This window comes from Sporofaciens musculi (assembly GCF_009830285.1).
Classification (GTDB): Bacteria; Bacillota; Clostridia; order Lachnospirales; family Lachnospiraceae; genus Sporofaciens; species Sporofaciens musculi.
Window position 1 is genome coordinate 4,940,138 of sequence record NZ_WUQX01000001.1, and the last position, 18,265, is coordinate 4,958,402.

An 18,265-nucleotide genomic window follows, 5' to 3' on the forward strand; every position below is an offset into this window, starting at 1 on the left:
TAAATTTTCTGAATATTAATCCATTTTTCATAAATTAACAATCTTTTATTAAACTTTATTATTATAAATACATCTTTAACTTATAAAATGTCACCCTCCTGTCACATTCACCTGTTACGATACAAGCATATACAATATACTACCTTGTAAAAATTTCAAAAAAAGAAAGGATATGACATAACATGGAAATACTTCGCTGCACCAACCTCACCAAGACCTACGGCCAAGGCTCTGGCATCATCACAGCCCTTGACCACGTAAGTCTCACCCTTGACCGAGGCAGCTTTACTGCCGTAGTAGGCGCCTCCGGTTCAGGGAAATCCACACTCCTGCACATGTTAGGAGGCGTAGACCGTCCCACAAAAGGCAATATCTATATAGAAGACACTGATATTTCCACCCTAACCTTAGAGCAGCTTGCCATCTTCCGGCGCAGAAAGGTAGGGCTTGTCTATCAGTTCTACAACCTGATACCCACCTTAAATGTACGTAAAAATATTCTTCTCCCCATCCTGCTGGACGGCGAGAAACCAGATGAGGCACGATTTGAAAAGCTCGTCAATACCTTGGGACTTTCTGACCGGCTCACCCACTATCCCAGAGAGCTTTCCGGAGGCCAGCAGCAGCGGGTCGCTATTGCAAGAAGCCTCATTTATCAGCCTGCACTCCTACTGGCAGACGAACCTACCGGCAACTTAGACCGGAAGAATTCCAACGAAACACTAGAGCTTTTACAACTGTCCAACCAACAATATAAACAGACGGTGCTCTTAATCACCCATGATGAAAAAATTGCACTGAAGGCAGACCGGATTATCACTCTTGAGGACGGGAAAATCGTATCAGACGAGGTGACAAAATAATGAAAATATTACGTGAATATGTATGGGACACACTCCGGCAGAACAAACGCTCCGGCGTAATCATTATGATTGCACTGTTTCTCATGACAAGCCTGATGTCCTGCTTCTGCGGGTTGGTCTATACCATGTGGACCGATGCCGTGGTTCTGGAAAAATGGCATAACGGTGACTGGCATGGAGAGCTTTTTGATGATACACCTGGCAAAGCATTAGAACAGATTGAGAATTATGCATCTGTGTCTGCCGTCTTAATAAAAGGCCCCTGGGAGATTGCTAAGCTTCCTGACACAACTGATATTCAAACTGGCAATGCAGCTCCCGCTACTATGAAAAATGCAAAACGCAGATTCTACCTCATTTCCAGAGGCGCAAATGAAGAATACTGGAACTCCATGCCCGAAAAGTACAGCATCACAGAAGGCCGGATTCCCTTCTCCGAAAGGGAAATTGTTCTTTCAAAGCAATATTTTGAAGACCACCCTGAAGCTCAGGTAGGAGACACGCTGACCCTTCCTATCGGACGACGCACATACAACGGACAGCCCTGTATGGATACCGACATTTTCCATGAAGGAGAAAGTTTTCAGGAAACAGGCACAAAGACTTACACCATCGTGGGCGTCATGGATGCGACCACATCCTCCGCCGTGCCTGCGTATACCGGAATGACCGGTCTTGATGAGGCTTCCATACAAGCTGACGACCTGATTACCGTCTACCTGCGTTTTAAGCCAATGCGCAGTACTTACCGAGAGCTTCCTGCCCTGGCAAAAGCTATTGGCTATGAACCGGATGAATACGGAGAATACACTCTCCGGTACAATACCGGACTACTTTCCACCTACGGCATCTTTGCCCCAACAGCGAAAGGACTTCCCATCCATCTGAGCAGCCTTACCGTACCGCTAATGTTTTTGGTGTTTACAGCATTTCTGGTGGGTGTGTTCGTGTTAGTAATTCATAATGCCTTTGTTATGTCTGTCAACGAAAAACTAATACAGCTTGGAACCCTGGCCGGAGTGGGAGCTACCCCGAAGCAGATTAAGAAAACCGTCCAGTACGAAGCGCTGCTTCTGGCCGCCATCCCCCTTCCCCTCGGTATCCTGGCAGGCTGGTTTCTGAATTTTAAGCTGTTCCAGTTAATCAACGCCTCAAACGACCTGGGACGGGAGGCGCCGGATATCGTCGTCACCTTCGGACTGCCCGCCATCCTGCCCGCCGTCCTGCTTTCCCTGCTGACCGCATGGCTTTCCGCCAGGATTCCGGCCAAAAAGGCCGCGAAAATGCTGCCGATTGAAATCCTGAAGCAAGAAGGTTCTTTGGACAAGAGGAGAAAAAAACGAAAAAAAGAACGGAAACTGTTTCATTTTCCTGGTATCACCGGAGAGTTAGCCGCCAACGCCGTTTCAGCCAGAAGCCGTTCCTACCGGATGGCTACTATTTCCCTGTGTATGTCCTTCCTGCTGCTTACAATATTTCAGTATATAATCACAATACAGGATGCAAATGATAACATTTTCCGGACAGACCCGTCTGAAACCGGACATATTTTCCTCTCCATCAGCGACGGACGGACGCCGGATATGGAGGCGCTGCAGCAGTTGAAAACAGTTTCAGGAGTCACAAAGTCCTTAATCAATAATTCCCTGCCCTGCGCAGTCTGGATTGACCAGACAGGGGTTGCCGAGGATATCAACGCCTATCTTGGTGGGATGGAACAGATTATTGCAAAGAAAAAATATTCTCCCATTGAACGGGACGGGAAGTACAGAATTCAATCCGTTATCTTTGGGCTTGAGAAGGACAGTTTCCAGGATTACTGCGAAAAGCTTGGAATCTCACCGCAGCCTTATTTTGACGACCCAACTAAAGCGCTGGTTTACAATTACACCAAGGATCCTGAAAACAGTACCCGCAGGAACGTGCTTTACAGAGAGCTTCTGGACATTTATGAAGGGCAGAAGATGACATTTACAGAGAAAAATGCCGATGAAATTGAAGGGGATTTTGAATTCATTCTTACCGCCGAAAAACTGGTGGATGAACTTCCCATGGAAACTCTGGGACTTTCTAACTTTACCCTGGCTATGGTCATGCCAATGGATCACGTCCTGAAATTAGGGGAATCCTGCTGTGAGAGGAGACAAAATTCCAGCCACGTAATCAATGGCATTTTCTGGACGGACAGCTCTGCCGCAACGCCTGACTACCAGGCAATTCAGGAGACCAACAGACGGATGGACGAAGCCCTCTCAAGTTATTACGCAAGCGGCGATTATCTCTTATCTGACCTTGCCGAAAAGGAGGAGATTACCCAAAGCGCACAGAACGTCATTAATTTAGTCATTACATTTCTGACGGGGTTCCTGGCTGTTATTGGGCTGTCTAATGTGTGGGCGAGCATTTCCGGCAACCTAAGGCAGAGACGGCAGGAATTCGCCATGCTGAAATCTGTTGGGCTGTCTCCCCGTCAGCTATGGGTGCTGCTGCTTTTGGAGGGACTGACTCTGGGGCTTAAGCCGCTTCTCTACTCCCTTCCGGTACAGATTGCCGTGCTAACAGCAATGCTTACACTCTCGGAAATCTCTCTGCCGGAATACCTGCCCTTTGCGCCTTACGGCATTTTAATAGGGTATACCTGCCTGATTCTTCTGGCAATCGTCGGCGCTTACGCAGTCGGAGGGAGGCGGCTTATACGGGAAAATATTATTGCAATGATAAAGGATGATACTTTGTAGGAAAATAAGAGTCACGGCACTTCTCATAACTGCCGTGACTCATCTCTGTACTATTTTCTAACCTATCGAAATTCTAAGCGAAGCCGTATATTCTGATTCAGACTCCTTTTCCAAAAGAATAACTTGTAAATCATAAACCTTTCCACAGAGCATTACCTTTTTCTCTGAAAAATCCCGAATACGCTTTACTTCATTTTTATATGGACCAAGGCTGTTTTTAAGCTTTATTTCTAATGTCCTTGAAACCGTGCCGGATTCTTTCTGATGCAAATCCTCCAACATATCCGCTGCTGCAATAAATTTTTCCTTTTCAAATCTTTTTGTAATAATCCCAATATTCTCTTGCTCAGAAAATCCGACGTCTTTGTAGTATATTATAAACCCATCTTTATGTAACATTTCCGCATGAATCTGTTCGACAAAATCCCGCACCTCTTTTATCGCGGTCAGCAGAGCATTATCCTTTAACAAATTATCACTAAATGCAGAAATATTACTTTTTACATCAAATATAAATGTAGCAATCTTCTTCTCACTCTCATCAACAACACACGCCAGAATATCAGCCGTTTTACATCCTTTCTTTGAAATTACCGGATTCCTGTATTCATGAGCAAATATGCCATACTGATGGGAATATAAATCATAAACCAAATCTACCCGTTCACTATTAGCGCTGTCTCCGTGTGTTTCCTCAAACGGGATAATGACAGCTTTATCAATTTTGTATATAATATTTTTCTTATAAGGTTTGCTTTCGTCATATGGTTGAGTGTTAAGATTAATCATCCTGTAAGAGTTCTCCTATTTCTAACGCCTCCTGATACAAATGCATGGTAGATTCTGTAAATAAGTCAAATTGAAAACCTGTCTGGCTGTCTCCGGCTATTTCTTTGACAACACTTTTCCCGTTTGGCAAATTGATAAATTCATATACAAATAATTGTTCGGGAGACACTAAATCTTCTTTTTCCAAACCCAATTTTTGTATCATGTCATCCTTTTTATGTTCTTTCACATAATTCGATAAAATATACAGATTATTCACTTTCGATGCAAACGTATCGCTATGGGTACTCAGAATTAATTTAATGCCTTTGTTATTCAGCCGATTTAAGAATCTTACCAGTTCCAACTGCTTTTTCGGATGCAGGCTGGCTTCGATTTCATCGATGATAAACCCATCATAAACATCTTTACTTGTTAGAGCCAGCACAAAAGGGGCAATCTCATTAACCATGGACGAAGCCATATACATAGGTACACTTACATGGTCTGTATTTGAATCGTATGAAAAACCAGTGTGATTATTTGTATCAATATGCCCTTCAATTAATTTTTCTTCAAAAAAATCAATCTCTGTCTTATACTTTTTCATCCTACTCTGATTCTCTGAATAGGTTTGCAAAAACCTCAAAAACTGGTAAGCTGGCTGAGTCAAATTACTTTGATTGCTTTTTGGTACTATTTCCTCCTCTGATTTCACTTGATAAAGCATTATCTCATCCACTCTGTTGGCAAAAAAATCACGGTATAACAGCATGAGTCCTGTCCGTGAAGCAGGCAAAAATAAACTATGACGCCGTAAAATACTGTGCAATGCCAATAATTGTCTCTTGTTTTCAGCAGAAGACGCAAAAAGAGATATCACTTCACCATCCACTTGCTTTAAGCTATACTTCATCAGGATATTATTTGGAATTGCATCTAAATATTTTAATAATCTCTTTTTATTAATTAAAGAATCTATGGAATCCTTCTTTCCCATCTTATCTTTTTTATTAAGTTGAATAACCTCATACACTTCTCCCATATCTAATAATATCTCAATATACAATTTTTTAATAGGAACATTTCTTCCGAATATCTCTCTTACAATCTCCTCCTTCTTTTCGTCCAACTTTGTATTGAGATATTCCACAAACTGCAAAATATTGTCCTGCGAAATAATGTAGCTTCTAGCATTAGAATTCTGATTTTCTCCATGCTTCAAAATCTTAAGTATTTCCTCATCAACCAACTCCGTAAGTCTTTCGTTCACTCCCTGTATCAACTGCATCAAATACGTCTTTCCACTGTTATTCGGTCCAACAAAAAGCGTATAGCTATTAATACAGATTTTGGCATGTTCAATTTTTGCAAAATTTTCTACCCCTAAAAAAATTAGCATGATTCTTCTCCTATTTTATCAATAACGACTATCCCTATTATATCGCAGAACTCTCAAATAATTCAACTACCGAATACTCTTTTACACATTTTACAGGCAGACCCTCAGCACGGCATCACAATATACTCCACAATCCCGCCCTTCTCAATCCTCCTGTAAGCCGCCGCCGGCACGCTTACACAAATCACCACCGATACCGCCATCATCCCCAGCACCGGCAGCACCGGCACCATAAAATCAGCTCCCATATAATTCATGGACTGATAGATTCCATAGGTCACAGCAGTTCCCCCAACTGCTGTGACTGTCCATGCCCCCAGGGCATACAAAAGTCCCTCCAGCAAAAGCATCTTTCTAACCTGCCGCCCAGTCATTCCAATACTCTCTAGTATCGCAATCTCTACCCTCTTGTTCTGAATATTCCCGATAAATGTATTGACATAATTCATAACCCCGATAAAAGCAAGAATCAACGCAACTCCTATTCCCACCTCCATCATATTCCCCTGAGCCTTTTTAACCTCATTCATCATCTCGATTTTAGAACCATAGGAGTAATCTCTCCTGTAAGGGCTATCGTCCATCACAGCCAAAATAGAAGCCTCCGTATCTTCATGAGCCTTTGAAGGCCGATATCCGCCGGTTTGTACCATACGCCTCCAGATCCCCTCATTTTTCTTATCCTCCTCATACCGAAGCCCTATTTTAAATATCAAAGGTTCTTCCACGAATTCCTCCACCACCTGCCTGCTGACAATAATCGTGGGCGGATAGCCCAGCAGCGCCGTATAATCATTTCCGTCAATCAGTCCGGCGATTTCAAAGGTCAGCGCATTTTCCCGATTCCCATACTCCGTACAGGTAACCCTCTTGCCCTTTACATCATCATTTTCCAAATCCAGACTATTCCGATATAACAGACAAGTCTTTCCCCTTAAGAAATCTTCTTCATCCACAGTCTGACCAGCCAGTTCGTTCAACGCTTCAAAATCCTCTTTACCGATTCCAACCAGGGACGAGCCGAAATTCTCCGGAAAATCTTTATATTCCTGCAAATCCTCCTCATAGGGAATGGTCATCCACATCTCATAAAACTTACGCATCCACTGATCTGCAAAATCCGCCTCCCAGGGTACGGCAATCTCCGTATAAACCAAAGGGTCAATCTCCCTAATACCTTCGATTTCCTTAAGCTTCTCCATTACCTTCCCGTCAAAAATCTGAACCCTCTCCTCCTGCTTCTCCTTCGTAATGGTATCATTTTTCATCACCAGGTCAAAGTCCCTGAAATTCGGATTATACTCCCTTGCCCCCTGAGAGACGAGAAGTGTGACCATACACAGGAACACAGACATGCCTGCTGCCAGAGACAGCATGACAATCCCTGCCTTTTTCTTATCCTTTGCAATGGACTCCTTCGCCATACGCCAAATCCTGTCGTTTGAGCTGGCGCGCCGGAAACTACCCCTCCTTCTTTCCGGCTCTGTACCGCCGCGTCCGAAAAGCTTTTCCAACAAACTTTGCTTGACTGCACGCACCCCTTGGCTTCCGCAGGGGCGATAACCCAACGCCTCCATAGGCGAACACACCACCGCCATTTTCCCAGGCTTCCTGCCTGCGGCAAAAACGGTAATCCCTGTGAATAAAACCGTCAGCACAAGAATCATCGGATGAAACGTTACCTGAATATCCCCACCCTTCCCCATACCAATGCCTAACGCCTTTACCACAGACGGAACAACCAAAAATGACACGCCGCTTCCAAGCACGATTCCGCCCAAAATTCCGATTCCGCCAATCAAAAGCATTTGCCGACGCACAAGATAACGAAGCTGCCGTCCGGTCATCCCAATGGTTTGCAGCAAGCCATAATATCGGATATTTCCCGCCACAGTCAGATACATAATATTATAAATCAAAAGGTATGCGCACAGACAGGTCACAAGCACAAGTCCTGCAATACCCAAAAGAATCTGTACAGAGAAGGCAGAGTCCACAGTAAAAAATAATCTCTGCTGTTTTCTCAAATTCATGGCTTCTATAAACTCCTCCTGCATCCTCTGTGTAATCAGCCTTTGCCTAAACTGCACACAGATACGCCCGGAAGCAACATCCGCCGGCTCAAATCCAGTCTGCCGATAGAATTTCTCTGACACAAAGAACACACTCTTATCTCCATATCCGTCCCAAATTCCGCTGATACGGAAGGTCGTCTCCTGCTTTACATCTCCTGCCCCGTATACTGCCGTAAATTCGTCGCCTGTTTTCAGCCCCTTAAAGCCGCATTTTTCCAGAGCATACTCCGTGACCATGACTTCATTTTCTTCCACAGGATAGCGCCCCTTCACCCACTTACGCGCCGGAGTCATAATCTCATTCCACCAGACTTCATCCGCCCACATAAGCACCACATTGGGCGTACCGTCAAATTCTGTCTCTGCGACATACCCTGACATGGCGCTTACTCCTGCCCTAAGGATATTAGGATTCTCCTCACAGCTTTTCTTCTGCTCATCTGAGACGCCGTACATAATCGCGTCAAATTCGCCTCCACTCATACGGATGTTTTGAAGTCTCTGCATTTGAAAATAAGTGACGCCCACCGTGAACACACAGAAAATCATGAAGGCGGACAACAGCGCCGCCAGAATCAAAGTAAAACTCCGACGTTTATGACTCTTAAGCGTTCTTACCGCCATACGGGAAATGATCTGCCTATTATGATTCCTAAGCATAAAAATCACTTCCTTTCCGAATCCTTCCGTCCTCGATACATACAATCCGGTCCGCCATCTGGGCAATATCCTGGTCGTGGGTAATCAGAATGATGGTCTGCTGAAACTGCTTTGCCACAACCTTCAAAAGCCCCATCACATCATGACCGGAGGCCGTGTCCAGATTGCCGGTGGGCTCGTCGGCAAGGATTATCGCAGGCTTAGACGCAATCGCCCGCGCAATGGCCGCCCTCTGCTGCTGGCCTCCCGACAGATTCCCCGGAAACGCCTCCCGTTTTTCTGTAAGCTTCAGCACGTCAAGGATTTCTTCCACGAAAATATGATCAACCACTTTTCCATCCAACTCGGTGGGCAGCACAATATTTTCATATACATTTAAATCCGGCACAAGATTATAATTCTGAAAAATGAAGCCTACTTTCCGCCGTCTGAAAACGGCAAGCTCCTCCTTCGTAAGACCAAAAAGGCTTCTCCCTGCCACAAAAATCTCTCCCTCGGTGGGCACATCTAATCCTCCCACCATATGGAGAAGCGTACTCTTTCCGCTTCCGGATTTTCCGATAATAGCCACGAACTCCTGCTCCTTTACCCGAAAGTCCACACCGTCTAACGCCTTTACCACATTGCCGCCTAATTTGTAATATTTCTTCAATCCTCTAGTCTCAACAATCCATGGTTCCATCTCTTACACCTCTTTTTCTTCTTGATAAAATCAGCATATCAGACGAATATCACAAAGCTGTCACAATACACAATTATCACAAAAGTGTGATTTTATGAATTGGGAAGATAGAGATTAAATTCTGCGCCTTCCCCTTCCTGGGACCGGACTTCAATGTACCCGTCCTGAAGCGTAAGAAGCTTTCTGGTAAGATACAGCCCAATCCCTATACCGTTCTGGTCATGTACCTCCGGCTCTCTGTAAAAACGGGAAAATATCTCTGCCTGCCTCTGTGGCATAATTCCCTTTCCAGTATCCCTCACACTGATTTTCGTAAATACCTCCTGACATTTCACCTGAATATGGACGCGCCCTCCAGGCTTCGTATATTTCACAGCATTATCCAGCACGTTAAATATGGCCTCCTCTGTCCATTTCTTATCATGCTTTACCTCAATATCCTCCTGGCAGTCCACCGACATCTGAATCTGCTTCTTCGCTGCCGCGGGTACGACCTCCTCAACCGCTTTGGCTATGGTTTCATATAGCCTTTCCCGCTGCTTACGGATGTGGATGATTCCCGCCTCCAGCCGTGACATTTTGACCATACTCTGCAAAAGGAACTCAAGCTTCTCCATCTGCCCCTCCATATGGGCCAGAAAGTCTCTGCCTTTCTCTGAAAGCTCTTCCTCCTGAAAAAATTCAAGATACAGCCGCATATTGGCAATGGGCGTCCTGGTCTGATGGGAAATGTCTGAGATTAACTCCTTCATCATTTGCTTTTCCTTTACGCCCGCCTCCTCCTTCTTTGTCCAGATGTGGTTTACCCGCCACAATTTTTCGCTGCATCTTCCCCAGAGCGTATCCTTCTCGCTTTCCCCACTTTCCTGAAATCCTTTACCGGAAATGATATCGTCAAGTCCGCGCTCTACCTGTTCCGTGAAGCGTAAGACCTCTTTTTTTAGCTTACAGACTCTCCACAGGGATACAAAAGCTGCCCCTATGGCAATTATCACCATACCTGTACCTAACCAATCCATTGATACCCCATCCCGTATACATTTGAAATATATTTGTGCTGCTCATCCTCAAGCTTGCCTCTTAAACGATTGACATTGACCGCCAGTGCATGCTTGTCTACGAACTGGCCGCCAGTGTCCCACAGACGCTCTAAGAGAATATTGTAGGTAAGAAGCTGCCCCTGATTCCGAATAAATTCCCGAAGAAGCCGCAGTTCGGTGGGCGTAACGCTGCATTTTTTCCCATTTATGGATACCTTGGCATTATTTAAATCTATTTTAAGGTAACCATCGTCAAAATCAGCATGACCTATGGAATCGGCTTTGGGAGTCCGCTTTAAAATGACCTCTATTTTTCTTAATAATATTTTCATGGAAAATGGTTTTGTCACATAGTCCTCTGCCCCCAGGTCATAACCGGAAAGCACGTCCTCCTCCATGTCACGGGCTGTCAGGAATAGTACCGGTACGTCCTTTTGGGATTTCATCCATCGGCATAATTCAAAGCCTTCCCCGTCTGGAAGATTGATATCCATTAAGACTAAATGAGGGGCTTCTTTTACATAGATTTTTTTCGCCTGGCTGATGGAAAATACTGAAGCCACTGAATATTTTTGCTTTTCCAGGGCGTAACTAAGAGATGCGTTTAAGTCTCTATCGTCCTCAACGATTAATATTTTCTGCATAATTTTATTCACTTTCTGTTTTACCAATTTATTAAGCGGACAGCCACCAAAATATTAGTCACTGTCCGCTTTTTCATTGCATATTCAAAATATCCTCGACAGATAAATCTGGCTGTTCATACTTTTCTTGCGTATAATCTCCTGTTCCGCCATTATCATATTCTTCAAGATACCTCGCCATACCAATCGGTCCTAATGCTTTTATCAATGCCTCAGTTCCGACACGTCTGATTTCACTGTTTTTCGCCAATCTTATCCTTCCTAAAACACCAACCATTTATATTTTTCATCCGTCTAAATTATAACATGAATAATGCTTAAAGTCATCAGCCATTTAAACTGCTGTTCCGAATATCACTTTATCCCCCTCACACATGTCCATCTACCGTATTTTCCGCACATATCTGCGATAAAACTTCTTTAAAGAAGGCTATTACACCATCATCAACAGAAGAACTGACATCTTTTAAATCGAGATTGTAGTAATACTCCCCTTCCGAAATATCAATAGATAATGAATCAAGAGGAAATCCCTCTACACGTTTAGGGTGTGGAACCGCCGATAGTATAAATGGCTCTGTGGCGATAGATTTATCCATACTTGAGTAGGAATGATTTTCATCCAATACGAAATATATGGCATTCCAGTATTGACCAGTTATCTTTCCACCATACCGCCTGGCTAAAGACGAATAATATTCAATCATTTCATCATCTGACAACTCCCTGCCATTTACTCTCCTTACATAAATACCTGGTTGTTCTTCATCCTCCAACTCATCAAAGTAAAGCCCACTGTCACAAGAAAATACCGGCATTTTAAATGCTTCATAGTATGCCTTCGCTTTGATTTCAGCATTTTCCAGCGGCGTTTTACCACATTCCTTAACCTTAGGAATTTCACCTTCTATATCATCTAAGCCAATAATGTCTATTCCAAGAAGCTCTACGGCATTGCGCATAGCCTGTAATTTCGCTTTATTGGTTGTTCCATATAAAATTTTCATATGATTTCCTACCATATATTATTTTTTAGTTGTTCCTAATATTGCAACAGACATCTACATATGCTATAATGCCTGTAGGCAAAAAGATAACAGTATCCAAGTGATACAAGTCGAAAACCCCAGAGTCGCAACCTGTGGGGTTTTCTTCCTGTTTTATGTAGTCAGGCATCTACAGGCTAGTTACCGGCTAATCGCCGCCGTCTAACCATTTGATGATGTAGTGGCAAGCTACACCAGCCATAACGGCGACATAAAAAGATAACAATAATTCCAAGTGATACACCCCCTTTCTGTTACCAGATTGGGGCGGTAACACCTTTATTATATCATAAGAATGCCTCACGAGAAATACCACTTTATCCGAAACCCTGCATGTCCATCCGCCGTATTTTCCGCGCATATCTGTCCATTCTGCTGCTCTAACACCGCCTTCGCAAGCGCCAGCCCGATTCCCGCATTGTCCTTTGCCGCGCCTTCCCCTCGATAAAAACGTTCAAATATATGGGGAAGCTCTTTTGCATGAAACCCGCTTCCCCCATCTTCAATCTGCAACTCTGTGTAGATTGGATTTTGGCTGTATGAAGCTACAATCCTGCCTCCATCCGGCGTATGCTCGACACAGTTCTTCAAGATATTCAGCACCGCCTCCTCCGTCCACTGTCGGTCCCCATATATGAAGCATTCTCCCTTGCTTTCTTCTGCAACAAATGAAATCCCTCGCTCTGTCATGATTTCCCTGAGCAGTTCTGAGACCGCTTCCAAAAGCTCTGGCACCTCAACCCTCTCCACATGAAATACAACGCCGTGGGAATCCAGCTTTGCCAGTGCCAAAAGCCCTGTCACCAGATTTTTCAGCCGTTCAATCTGATTGGATAACCGGCTGTAATATTCTTCTGTCTCAATAGTCTGATATTCCTCCAAAAGCTCTGTCATCAATGACATAGAAGTCAGAGGCGTCTTTAATTGATGAGCAATGTCCGCAATCCGTTCTGCCAGAACCTCGTGGTTCTTTACTGCCGCTTCCTTGGCGCTCTGTAATTCTGTCACGGTTTTATACATCTCATCCTCAAGATGGGAAAAATCATCCTCGCGGCGGCGCAGCATGGCGCCTTCTCCCGAATTCACAGCCCTGAGATATTCTGTCAACTCCCGAATCCGTTTCTTCGTCTGCAAATCCTCCCTGTATCGTACTCTGAAAGTACACAAGCCAGCCAGTTGAAACAGCAAGACACTGATGCCGGCAGTAAAAGGAAGATATGCGCCCCAGTTTCTCATAGGGCGATAACCATAGGCCGCCAAATATTTACTTCCTTCCGTATTCATTTCCAAAGAAAATGACTGAAAAGCATAACTATTCTTCAATCCCTCCGCCAGTGAATCCGAACGGAGGACAGCGCCTGTAATATCCGCCATGGTCTGATATTCATGGCAGCTTAAGACAGCCGCCAGAAAAACTCCGGCGGCCAGTCCCAGAAGTAGCCAAAACACAAAATGTCTTGCCGCTTTTCTTCCTGTGTTCATTCCTTTTCCTCCATGCGGTAGCCGATTCCTCTTACCGTCACAATACATGAGGTATGGTGTAATTTCTCCCGCAGACGTTTCATGGCCACCGTCAATGTATTATCATTCACGAAATTCCTGTCTGCATCCCACAGCCTGTCAAGCATCCGGCTTCGGGGCAGGATACACCCCTTATTCTCCATCAGCATTAGAAGAAGCCGGTACTCAAGGCCAGTAAGCGTGACCGCCCCCTCCTCAACAGATACCTGCATTCTTTCCTTATCCAACCGGATATTGCCGCAGACAAGCACATGGGAAGCCGACATGTTTTCAGAGGCCATGTCTGCATTTCCCCCAAAAACTCTCCTTAAAACTGCCTGTATCCTGGATTCCAGCACAGCAATGTGAAACGGCTTCGTGATATAATCATCTGCTCCCATATCCAGCCCGCGGGTAATATCATCTACATCGTCCCTCACCGTCAGAAAAATGACCGGCGTATTGCATCTTCCCTTCACCCACCTGCAGAAATCATAGCCGCTTCCGTCCGGCAGATTTAAATCCAAAAGAACCAGGTGAAATTCTGCCGAAAACTGACCTTTCCCTTCCCCCATGCAGGAACAGCAGACCACCTCATAGCCTTTTGGGGTTAAGGCCGAACGGATACCAAAGGAAATCGTCTCGTCATCCTCTACCAATAATATTTTCATTCTACATCTCTCCCTTCGGCCATCCGCCGGCTCTAATAAAATCCAAATACAGCTTAAAGCCTAAGGACAGCGACTCCGTATCCTTTTAACCCCATCTTTCCAACTACTTTGGCCTCAGAAACTATATCCGTCATTTCTTTCTTAAGAACAATGGTCTGCTCATTTGCCGAATAATTCAGGACAAATAGATACTTCTTTTCATCCTTTTCTCTTACGCACAATTCACACTCAGCCGGAAGCTCTATCTGGTCATGATAAGGGCTTAAAATCCCCGTATACTGAAGCATAGCCGCCACGGCTTCCCTCGTAAATGTCCCGCCGAAATGAAGCACCCTTCCCTTTCCTACCGTCCGTTCTGTAAGCGCCGGCTTTCCTTCATAATAGTTGGAGGCATATCGTGCAAGCACCTTCACATCCTCATCTACATTTTCCAGGATATCGTTAAATATTCCCGTATCCAGCTTAGACCCTTTCCAGTCCATGCACACCGTTCCATCCACAGCCCCTACAAAGGTAAATTCCTCTACCACCGTTCCTGTAAGCTCTGAAAGCAGTCCTGGCATGGGCTCCATCACACACCGTCCATGGGTTTCCTTCTGTCCGGTACGCGCGCCGACGATTAGACAGCCTCCCTTCTCCACATACATTTTCAAAAGAGCCGCCCTTCTCTTTGTCAAAATCAGCCCGTGAGGATAGAACAAGACCGGATATTTCTTCAATTCCTCGTACTCAGTGTCATCCGACAAGGCTACATAGTCCATCGGCGTGTGATTCAACTGAGACGCAGCAAATATCTCCTTCTTGCTGGCCTTCTCCAGCCGACTGTGCCATACATCCACATCCGCATCCCAGAGATTATCGTAATCCTCCAGAACACCAAAGCTTGCCAGATATCCGGCGCCTGCCAGGTCCTTCATCCTTTGGACTGTCTGGTTAAGCCCTACAATCTCCCGAAGCTTCCGATTGTCCCGATTGTCATAGTCCAGAATCCCGTGCCAGTAAATCTCCGTTCCTATCGTACAGGTACGCCAGCGGAAGAAGCTGACAAAATCCGCCCCGTGGGCAATACTCTGCATGGCCCAGAGCGTCACCTGCCCTGGCTTCGGCGCAGGAGCCTCCATTCGGGTATTCCATCCATTTGCCCCTGACTGCTGCTCCATAATCCCGAAATGGGGACAGACAGAGCGCACCCTTGACAGATGGTTACTCCACTTCCGGTCGTTCAGCCCCTTGCTGTGTATGGGGTCTTCCTCAAGGCAATAGGCAAAGTTTGGATAAGAATCATAGGTATACACATCTAACGCCTCATCCATCATCCTGTGATTGTCAAGGTGGTTAAACATACCGTTTGTGGTGATAAAATCTCCTGGCTTAGCATACCTCCTGATAATGTCACTCTGCATCCTGCAAAAAGAAATAGCGCTCTCAGAAACAAACCTGTAATACTCAAGGGTCAGATGGGGATTGGAGGAATCGTGAATCGTCGTGCGGGGAACATAGACCTCATCCCATTCCGTATATTCCTGATTCCAGAAGACCATTCCAAGCTCTTGGTTCAACTTCTCAAGAGTCCCGTATTTTTTCTTCAAATATTCTCGAAACGCCACGATGTCGCTCTCTGAATAGAAAACATCCACCTCGCAGTTAATCTCATTGTCAATCTGCCAGCCGATCACGCTTGGATGGGATGCGTAATGCCCTGCAAATTTCTCCACAATCCGGGCGCTTAACTTCTGGTATACCGGTGAATTGTAATTATAGTGCCTGCGCATACCATGGCGGTATTTGACCCCGTCCATCCGGCAGTTAAGCACCTCCGGATACTTCTCGGTCAGCCATGCCGGAGGGGTTGCAGTCGGAGTTCCGAAGATGACCTTCATTCCGGCCTTACATGCCACCTCCAAAAAACTGTCGAAGAATTCATAGGTGAATTCTCCTTCCCTTGGCTCTACCTTACTCCACGCAAATTCACCGATTCGGATCGTCCTGATGCCGGCGGCCTTCATCCGTTCAAGGTCATCCGCCCACAAACTTTTATCCCAGTGTTCCGGGTAATAGCAGGTGCCTAGTGAAATAGTGCTCCATTGGAAATTCTGTGGTTTTCTCATTGTCTTTGTTCCTCCCTTTCTGTGTAAATCACACCTTACTGGACGAAGTCCACCAGCCCGAAGGGCATGTATTACGGTGTGCCCTTGGGGTATACAAAGATGTTACCTATAATATACTCAATTTTCCACGGTTTGTACAGCAAAATGCCGAAACACAAATCATCAAATTCACATAAAACGTCTCCTTCACATCATCACAAAAATAAATGCATAAAATACAAAAAAATGAATAAAATGCTTCTTATCCATTTCCTATCTTATGTCGATATTAATTCGGAGTATTGATTATGTGTCAAATGCAATATGAGATTGTGGAAATGAAAGGAGAAAATACTACATGGCAGCACACATTAAAAACCTGAAAATCAGCCTGAAACTCTATATTCTCGTTGGAGTTGCCCTAATTGGCATGCTCATTATCGGAGGGATCTCTTTTTTCTTAATGGGCAGATTAAACAGCAAGACCGACAATATCTCGACAGGATGGCTTCCGCGCATAGACACGGCACGGGATATGACTGGGACGCTCTCCAATATTCGTCTTAATGAATTACGGTATCTTACAGCCCTTTCCGACAAAGTAACCGAAACAAGCCTTCAATATATAGAAAAAGAAAAGGGCGAAATGGACGCACTTTTTGCAAAATATAAAGAATTAATCACCACAGAAGATAGGGCATTATACGATAGCGCCTATGATTTCTGGACTCAATACAGCCAGGCCGACGACCAACTGATCTCACTGGCAAAACAGGGCGACATAGACGGCGCCCGTGGGATCTTAGAAGGAGAATGTGTAGATCTCTACATATCCCTGAACGGAGCTTTTGATGAGATTATCAACCAAACGGAAGAAGGAAGCCAGAAAGAAACCGCCTCAAGCGAAAATCTTTACCGAGACGCAACAATCCTCCAAATAGGCGTTATGGTTATCATATTCATAATCGGCACCTACTTCTCAGTTATAATTATACGAGGAATCAAATTACCAATCTTTGAGATTGAAAACGCCGCATCCAGGATGGCACAGGGAGATTTGGACGTGGAGATATCCTATACCTCTAAGGATGAGTTGGGAGTTCTCTCCAAACAGATGCGCGAACTAATCCGCAAGCTTCAGGTCATCATTGATGATGAAAATAAATTTCTTGCACGTATGGCAAACGGTGATTTTACCGTAGATTCTATCTGTGAGGATGAATACATCGGAGGCTTCCACCCTCTTCTGGTTTCCTTCCGTGCAATCGCTGATAAGCTCAACCACACCATCCTGCAGATCAGCCAGAGTTCCGCTCAGGTGGCAAGCGGCTCCAACCAGGTGTCAGGCGGGGCGCAGGCTCTTTCCCAGGGCGCTACCGAACAGGCAAGCTCTGTCGAGGAGCTCTCTGCCTCCATTAACGAGATTTCGATGAAGGTACAGCAGAATGCCGAATATGCCCACCAGGCTAATGATATGGCAGGCACTGTAGGAAACGAGATGCAGAAAAGCAACCAGAAGATGCAGGAAATGATCCAGGCTATGAATAATATCAGCGCCTGCTCAGACGAGATTAGCAAGATTATCAAAACCATTGAAGATATCGCTTTCCAAACTAATATTCTTGCGCTGAACGCCGCTGTAGAAGCAGCGCGGGCCGGAAGTGCAGGAAAAGGCTTCGCAGTTGTTGCTGACGAAGTCCGCAATCTTGCCGGCAAGAGTGCGGAAGCGTCTAAAAATACTTCTGTTCTCATTGAGAATTCATTAAAGGCCGTTGAAAACGGAACCTTGATTGCCGATGAGACTGCCGCTTCTTTACTGAATACGGTAAAAGGAGTCGAGGAGGTTGCCGGCATTATCAGCCAGATTTCCGAAGCAAGCGGCAATCAGGCAGAGGCTATTGCTCAGATTACGCTGGGTATAGACCAGATTTCCGGCGTTGTGCAGACGAATTCCGCAACCGCTGAAGAAAGTGCGGCGGCCAGCCAGGAATTATCTAATCAGTCCCAGCTTATGAAGGATTTGGTTGGAATGTTCCGGTTAAAGGCTTAAACCTATCATTATTTCTACAAAATGCCCCCAGGGAAATGC

Annotated in this window: 14 protein-coding genes; 3 read left to right on the plus strand and 11 right to left on the minus strand. The window is 45.1% G+C overall.

From position 1 onward, the window contains the following. Nucleotides 1–182 precede the first annotated feature (182 nt). Together GN277_RS25080 and GN277_RS25085 are read left to right on the plus strand one after the other, a co-directional pair. Nucleotides 183–863, plus strand: coding sequence for an ABC transporter ATP-binding protein (locus GN277_RS25080; RefSeq protein ID WP_159755169.1), 681 nt, complete (start codon nt 183–185; stop codon nt 861–863). Continuing rightward, a complete protein-coding gene (locus GN277_RS25085; RefSeq protein ID WP_159755172.1) occupies nt 863–3,601 on the plus strand; it encodes an ABC transporter permease in 2,739 nt (912 codons plus the stop codon). The genes GN277_RS25080 and GN277_RS25085 overlap by 1 nt, the downstream gene beginning before the upstream one ends. Before the next feature lie 57 nt (nt 3,602–3,658). On the opposite strand, the gene GN277_RS25090 is transcribed toward GN277_RS25085, so the two are convergent. The 11 genes from GN277_RS25090 to GN277_RS25140 all read right to left on the minus strand — a co-directional run bounded on the left by GN277_RS25090 (nt 3,659) and on the right by GN277_RS25140 (nt 16,197). Next, the gene (locus GN277_RS25090) at nt 3,659–4,390 is read right to left on the minus strand and encodes a hypothetical protein (RefSeq protein WP_159755175.1); all 732 of its coding nucleotides are present in this window, start codon (nt 4,388–4,390) and stop codon (nt 3,659–3,661) included. Further along, nucleotides 4,383–5,771 (minus strand): AAA family ATPase, encoded by a 1,389-nt coding sequence (locus GN277_RS25095; RefSeq protein ID WP_159755178.1) that lies wholly within the window; start codon nt 5,769–5,771, stop codon nt 4,383–4,385. The genes GN277_RS25090 and GN277_RS25095 overlap by 8 nt, the downstream gene beginning before the upstream one ends. Before the next feature lie 104 nt (nt 5,772–5,875). Then, a complete protein-coding gene (locus GN277_RS25100) occupies nt 5,876–8,506 on the minus strand; it encodes an FtsX-like permease family protein (RefSeq protein ID WP_159755181.1) in 2,631 nt (876 codons plus the stop codon). Continuing rightward, nucleotides 8,499–9,188: an ABC transporter ATP-binding protein gene (locus tag GN277_RS25105; protein WP_159755184.1), complete on the minus strand. Its 690-nt coding sequence runs from the start codon at nt 9,186–9,188 to the stop codon at nt 8,499–8,501. The genes GN277_RS25100 and GN277_RS25105 overlap by 8 nt, the downstream gene beginning before the upstream one ends. A gap of 92 nt (nt 9,189–9,280) precedes the next feature. Beyond that, a complete protein-coding gene (locus GN277_RS25110; protein ID WP_159755187.1) occupies nt 9,281–10,207 on the minus strand; it encodes a sensor histidine kinase in 927 nt (308 codons plus the stop codon). Continuing rightward, nucleotides 10,195–10,872 (minus strand): response regulator transcription factor, encoded by a 678-nt coding sequence (locus GN277_RS25115; RefSeq protein ID WP_159755190.1) that lies wholly within the window; start codon nt 10,870–10,872, stop codon nt 10,195–10,197. Before GN277_RS25115 ends, GN277_RS25110 begins: the two co-directional genes overlap by 13 nt. 73 nt (nt 10,873–10,945) lie before the next feature. Beyond that, entirely contained in the window at nt 10,946–11,122 is a 177-nt protein-coding gene (locus GN277_RS25120) for a hypothetical protein (protein ID WP_244324900.1), read from the minus strand. Nucleotides 11,123–11,240: 118 nt separating this feature from the next. Then, nucleotides 11,241–11,879: a non-canonical purine NTP pyrophosphatase gene (locus GN277_RS25125; RefSeq protein WP_159755196.1), complete on the minus strand. Its 639-nt coding sequence runs from the start codon at nt 11,877–11,879 to the stop codon at nt 11,241–11,243. A gap of 339 nt (nt 11,880–12,218) precedes the next feature. After that, complete coding sequence (locus GN277_RS25130) at nt 12,219–13,400, minus strand: sensor histidine kinase (RefSeq protein ID WP_159755199.1); 1,182 nt, start codon at nt 13,398–13,400, stop codon at nt 12,219–12,221. Then, nucleotides 13,397–14,089 carry a response regulator transcription factor gene (locus tag GN277_RS25135; RefSeq protein WP_159755202.1) on the minus strand — a complete coding sequence of 231 codons (693 nt, stop codon included), beginning with the start codon at nt 14,087–14,089 and terminating at the stop codon, nt 13,397–13,399. Before GN277_RS25135 ends, GN277_RS25130 begins: the two co-directional genes overlap by 4 nt. A gap of 53 nt (nt 14,090–14,142) precedes the next feature. Continuing rightward, nucleotides 14,143–16,197 carry a beta-galactosidase gene (locus GN277_RS25140; RefSeq protein WP_159755204.1) on the minus strand — a complete coding sequence of 685 codons (2,055 nt, stop codon included), beginning with the start codon at nt 16,195–16,197 and terminating at the stop codon, nt 14,143–14,145. Nucleotides 16,198–16,534: 337 nt separating this feature from the next. On the opposite strand from GN277_RS25140, the gene GN277_RS25145 reads away from it, so the two are divergent. Beyond that, nucleotides 16,535–18,226 (plus strand): methyl-accepting chemotaxis protein, encoded by a 1,692-nt coding sequence (locus GN277_RS25145; protein WP_159755206.1) that lies wholly within the window; start codon nt 16,535–16,537, stop codon nt 18,224–18,226. The last annotated feature ends 39 nt before the right edge of the window (nt 18,227–18,265 follow it).

What these genes read in the sequence shown, in the direction of transcription:
- GN277_RS25110 (WP_159755187.1), bottom strand. Translation starts at nt 10,207, where the DNA reads ATGGATTGGTTAGGTACAGGTATGGTGATAATTGCCATAGGGGCAGCT.
- GN277_RS25100 (WP_159755181.1), bottom strand. Translation starts at nt 8,506, where the DNA reads ATGCTTAGGAATCATAATAGGCAGATCATTTCCCGTATGGCGGTAAGA.
- GN277_RS25125 (WP_159755196.1), bottom strand. Translation starts at nt 11,879, where the DNA reads ATGAAAATTTTATATGGAACAACCAATAAAGCGAAATTACAGGCTATG.
- GN277_RS25105 (WP_159755184.1), bottom strand. Translation starts at nt 9,188, where the DNA reads ATGGAACCATGGATTGTTGAGACTAGAGGATTGAAGAAATATTACAAA.
- GN277_RS25145 (WP_159755206.1), top strand. Translation starts at nt 16,535, where the DNA reads ATGGCAGCACACATTAAAAACCTGAAAATCAGCCTGAAACTCTATATT.
- GN277_RS25140 (WP_159755204.1), bottom strand. Translation starts at nt 16,197, where the DNA reads ATGAGAAAACCACAGAATTTCCAATGGAGCACTATTTCACTAGGCACC.
- GN277_RS25095 (WP_159755178.1), bottom strand. Translation starts at nt 5,771, where the DNA reads ATGCTAATTTTTTTAGGGGTAGAAAATTTTGCAAAAATTGAACATGCC.
- GN277_RS25130 (WP_159755199.1), bottom strand. Translation starts at nt 13,400, where the DNA reads ATGAACACAGGAAGAAAAGCGGCAAGACATTTTGTGTTTTGGCTACTT.
- GN277_RS25085 (WP_159755172.1), top strand. Translation starts at nt 863, where the DNA reads ATGAAAATATTACGTGAATATGTATGGGACACACTCCGGCAGAACAAA.
- GN277_RS25135 (WP_159755202.1), bottom strand. Translation starts at nt 14,089, where the DNA reads ATGAAAATATTATTGGTAGAGGATGACGAGACGATTTCCTTTGGTATC.
- GN277_RS25080 (WP_159755169.1), top strand. Translation starts at nt 183, where the DNA reads ATGGAAATACTTCGCTGCACCAACCTCACCAAGACCTACGGCCAAGGC.
- GN277_RS25115 (WP_159755190.1), bottom strand. Translation starts at nt 10,872, where the DNA reads ATGCAGAAAATATTAATCGTTGAGGACGATAGAGACTTAAACGCATCT.
- GN277_RS25090 (WP_159755175.1), bottom strand. Translation starts at nt 4,390, where the DNA reads ATGATTAATCTTAACACTCAACCATATGACGAAAGCAAACCTTATAAG.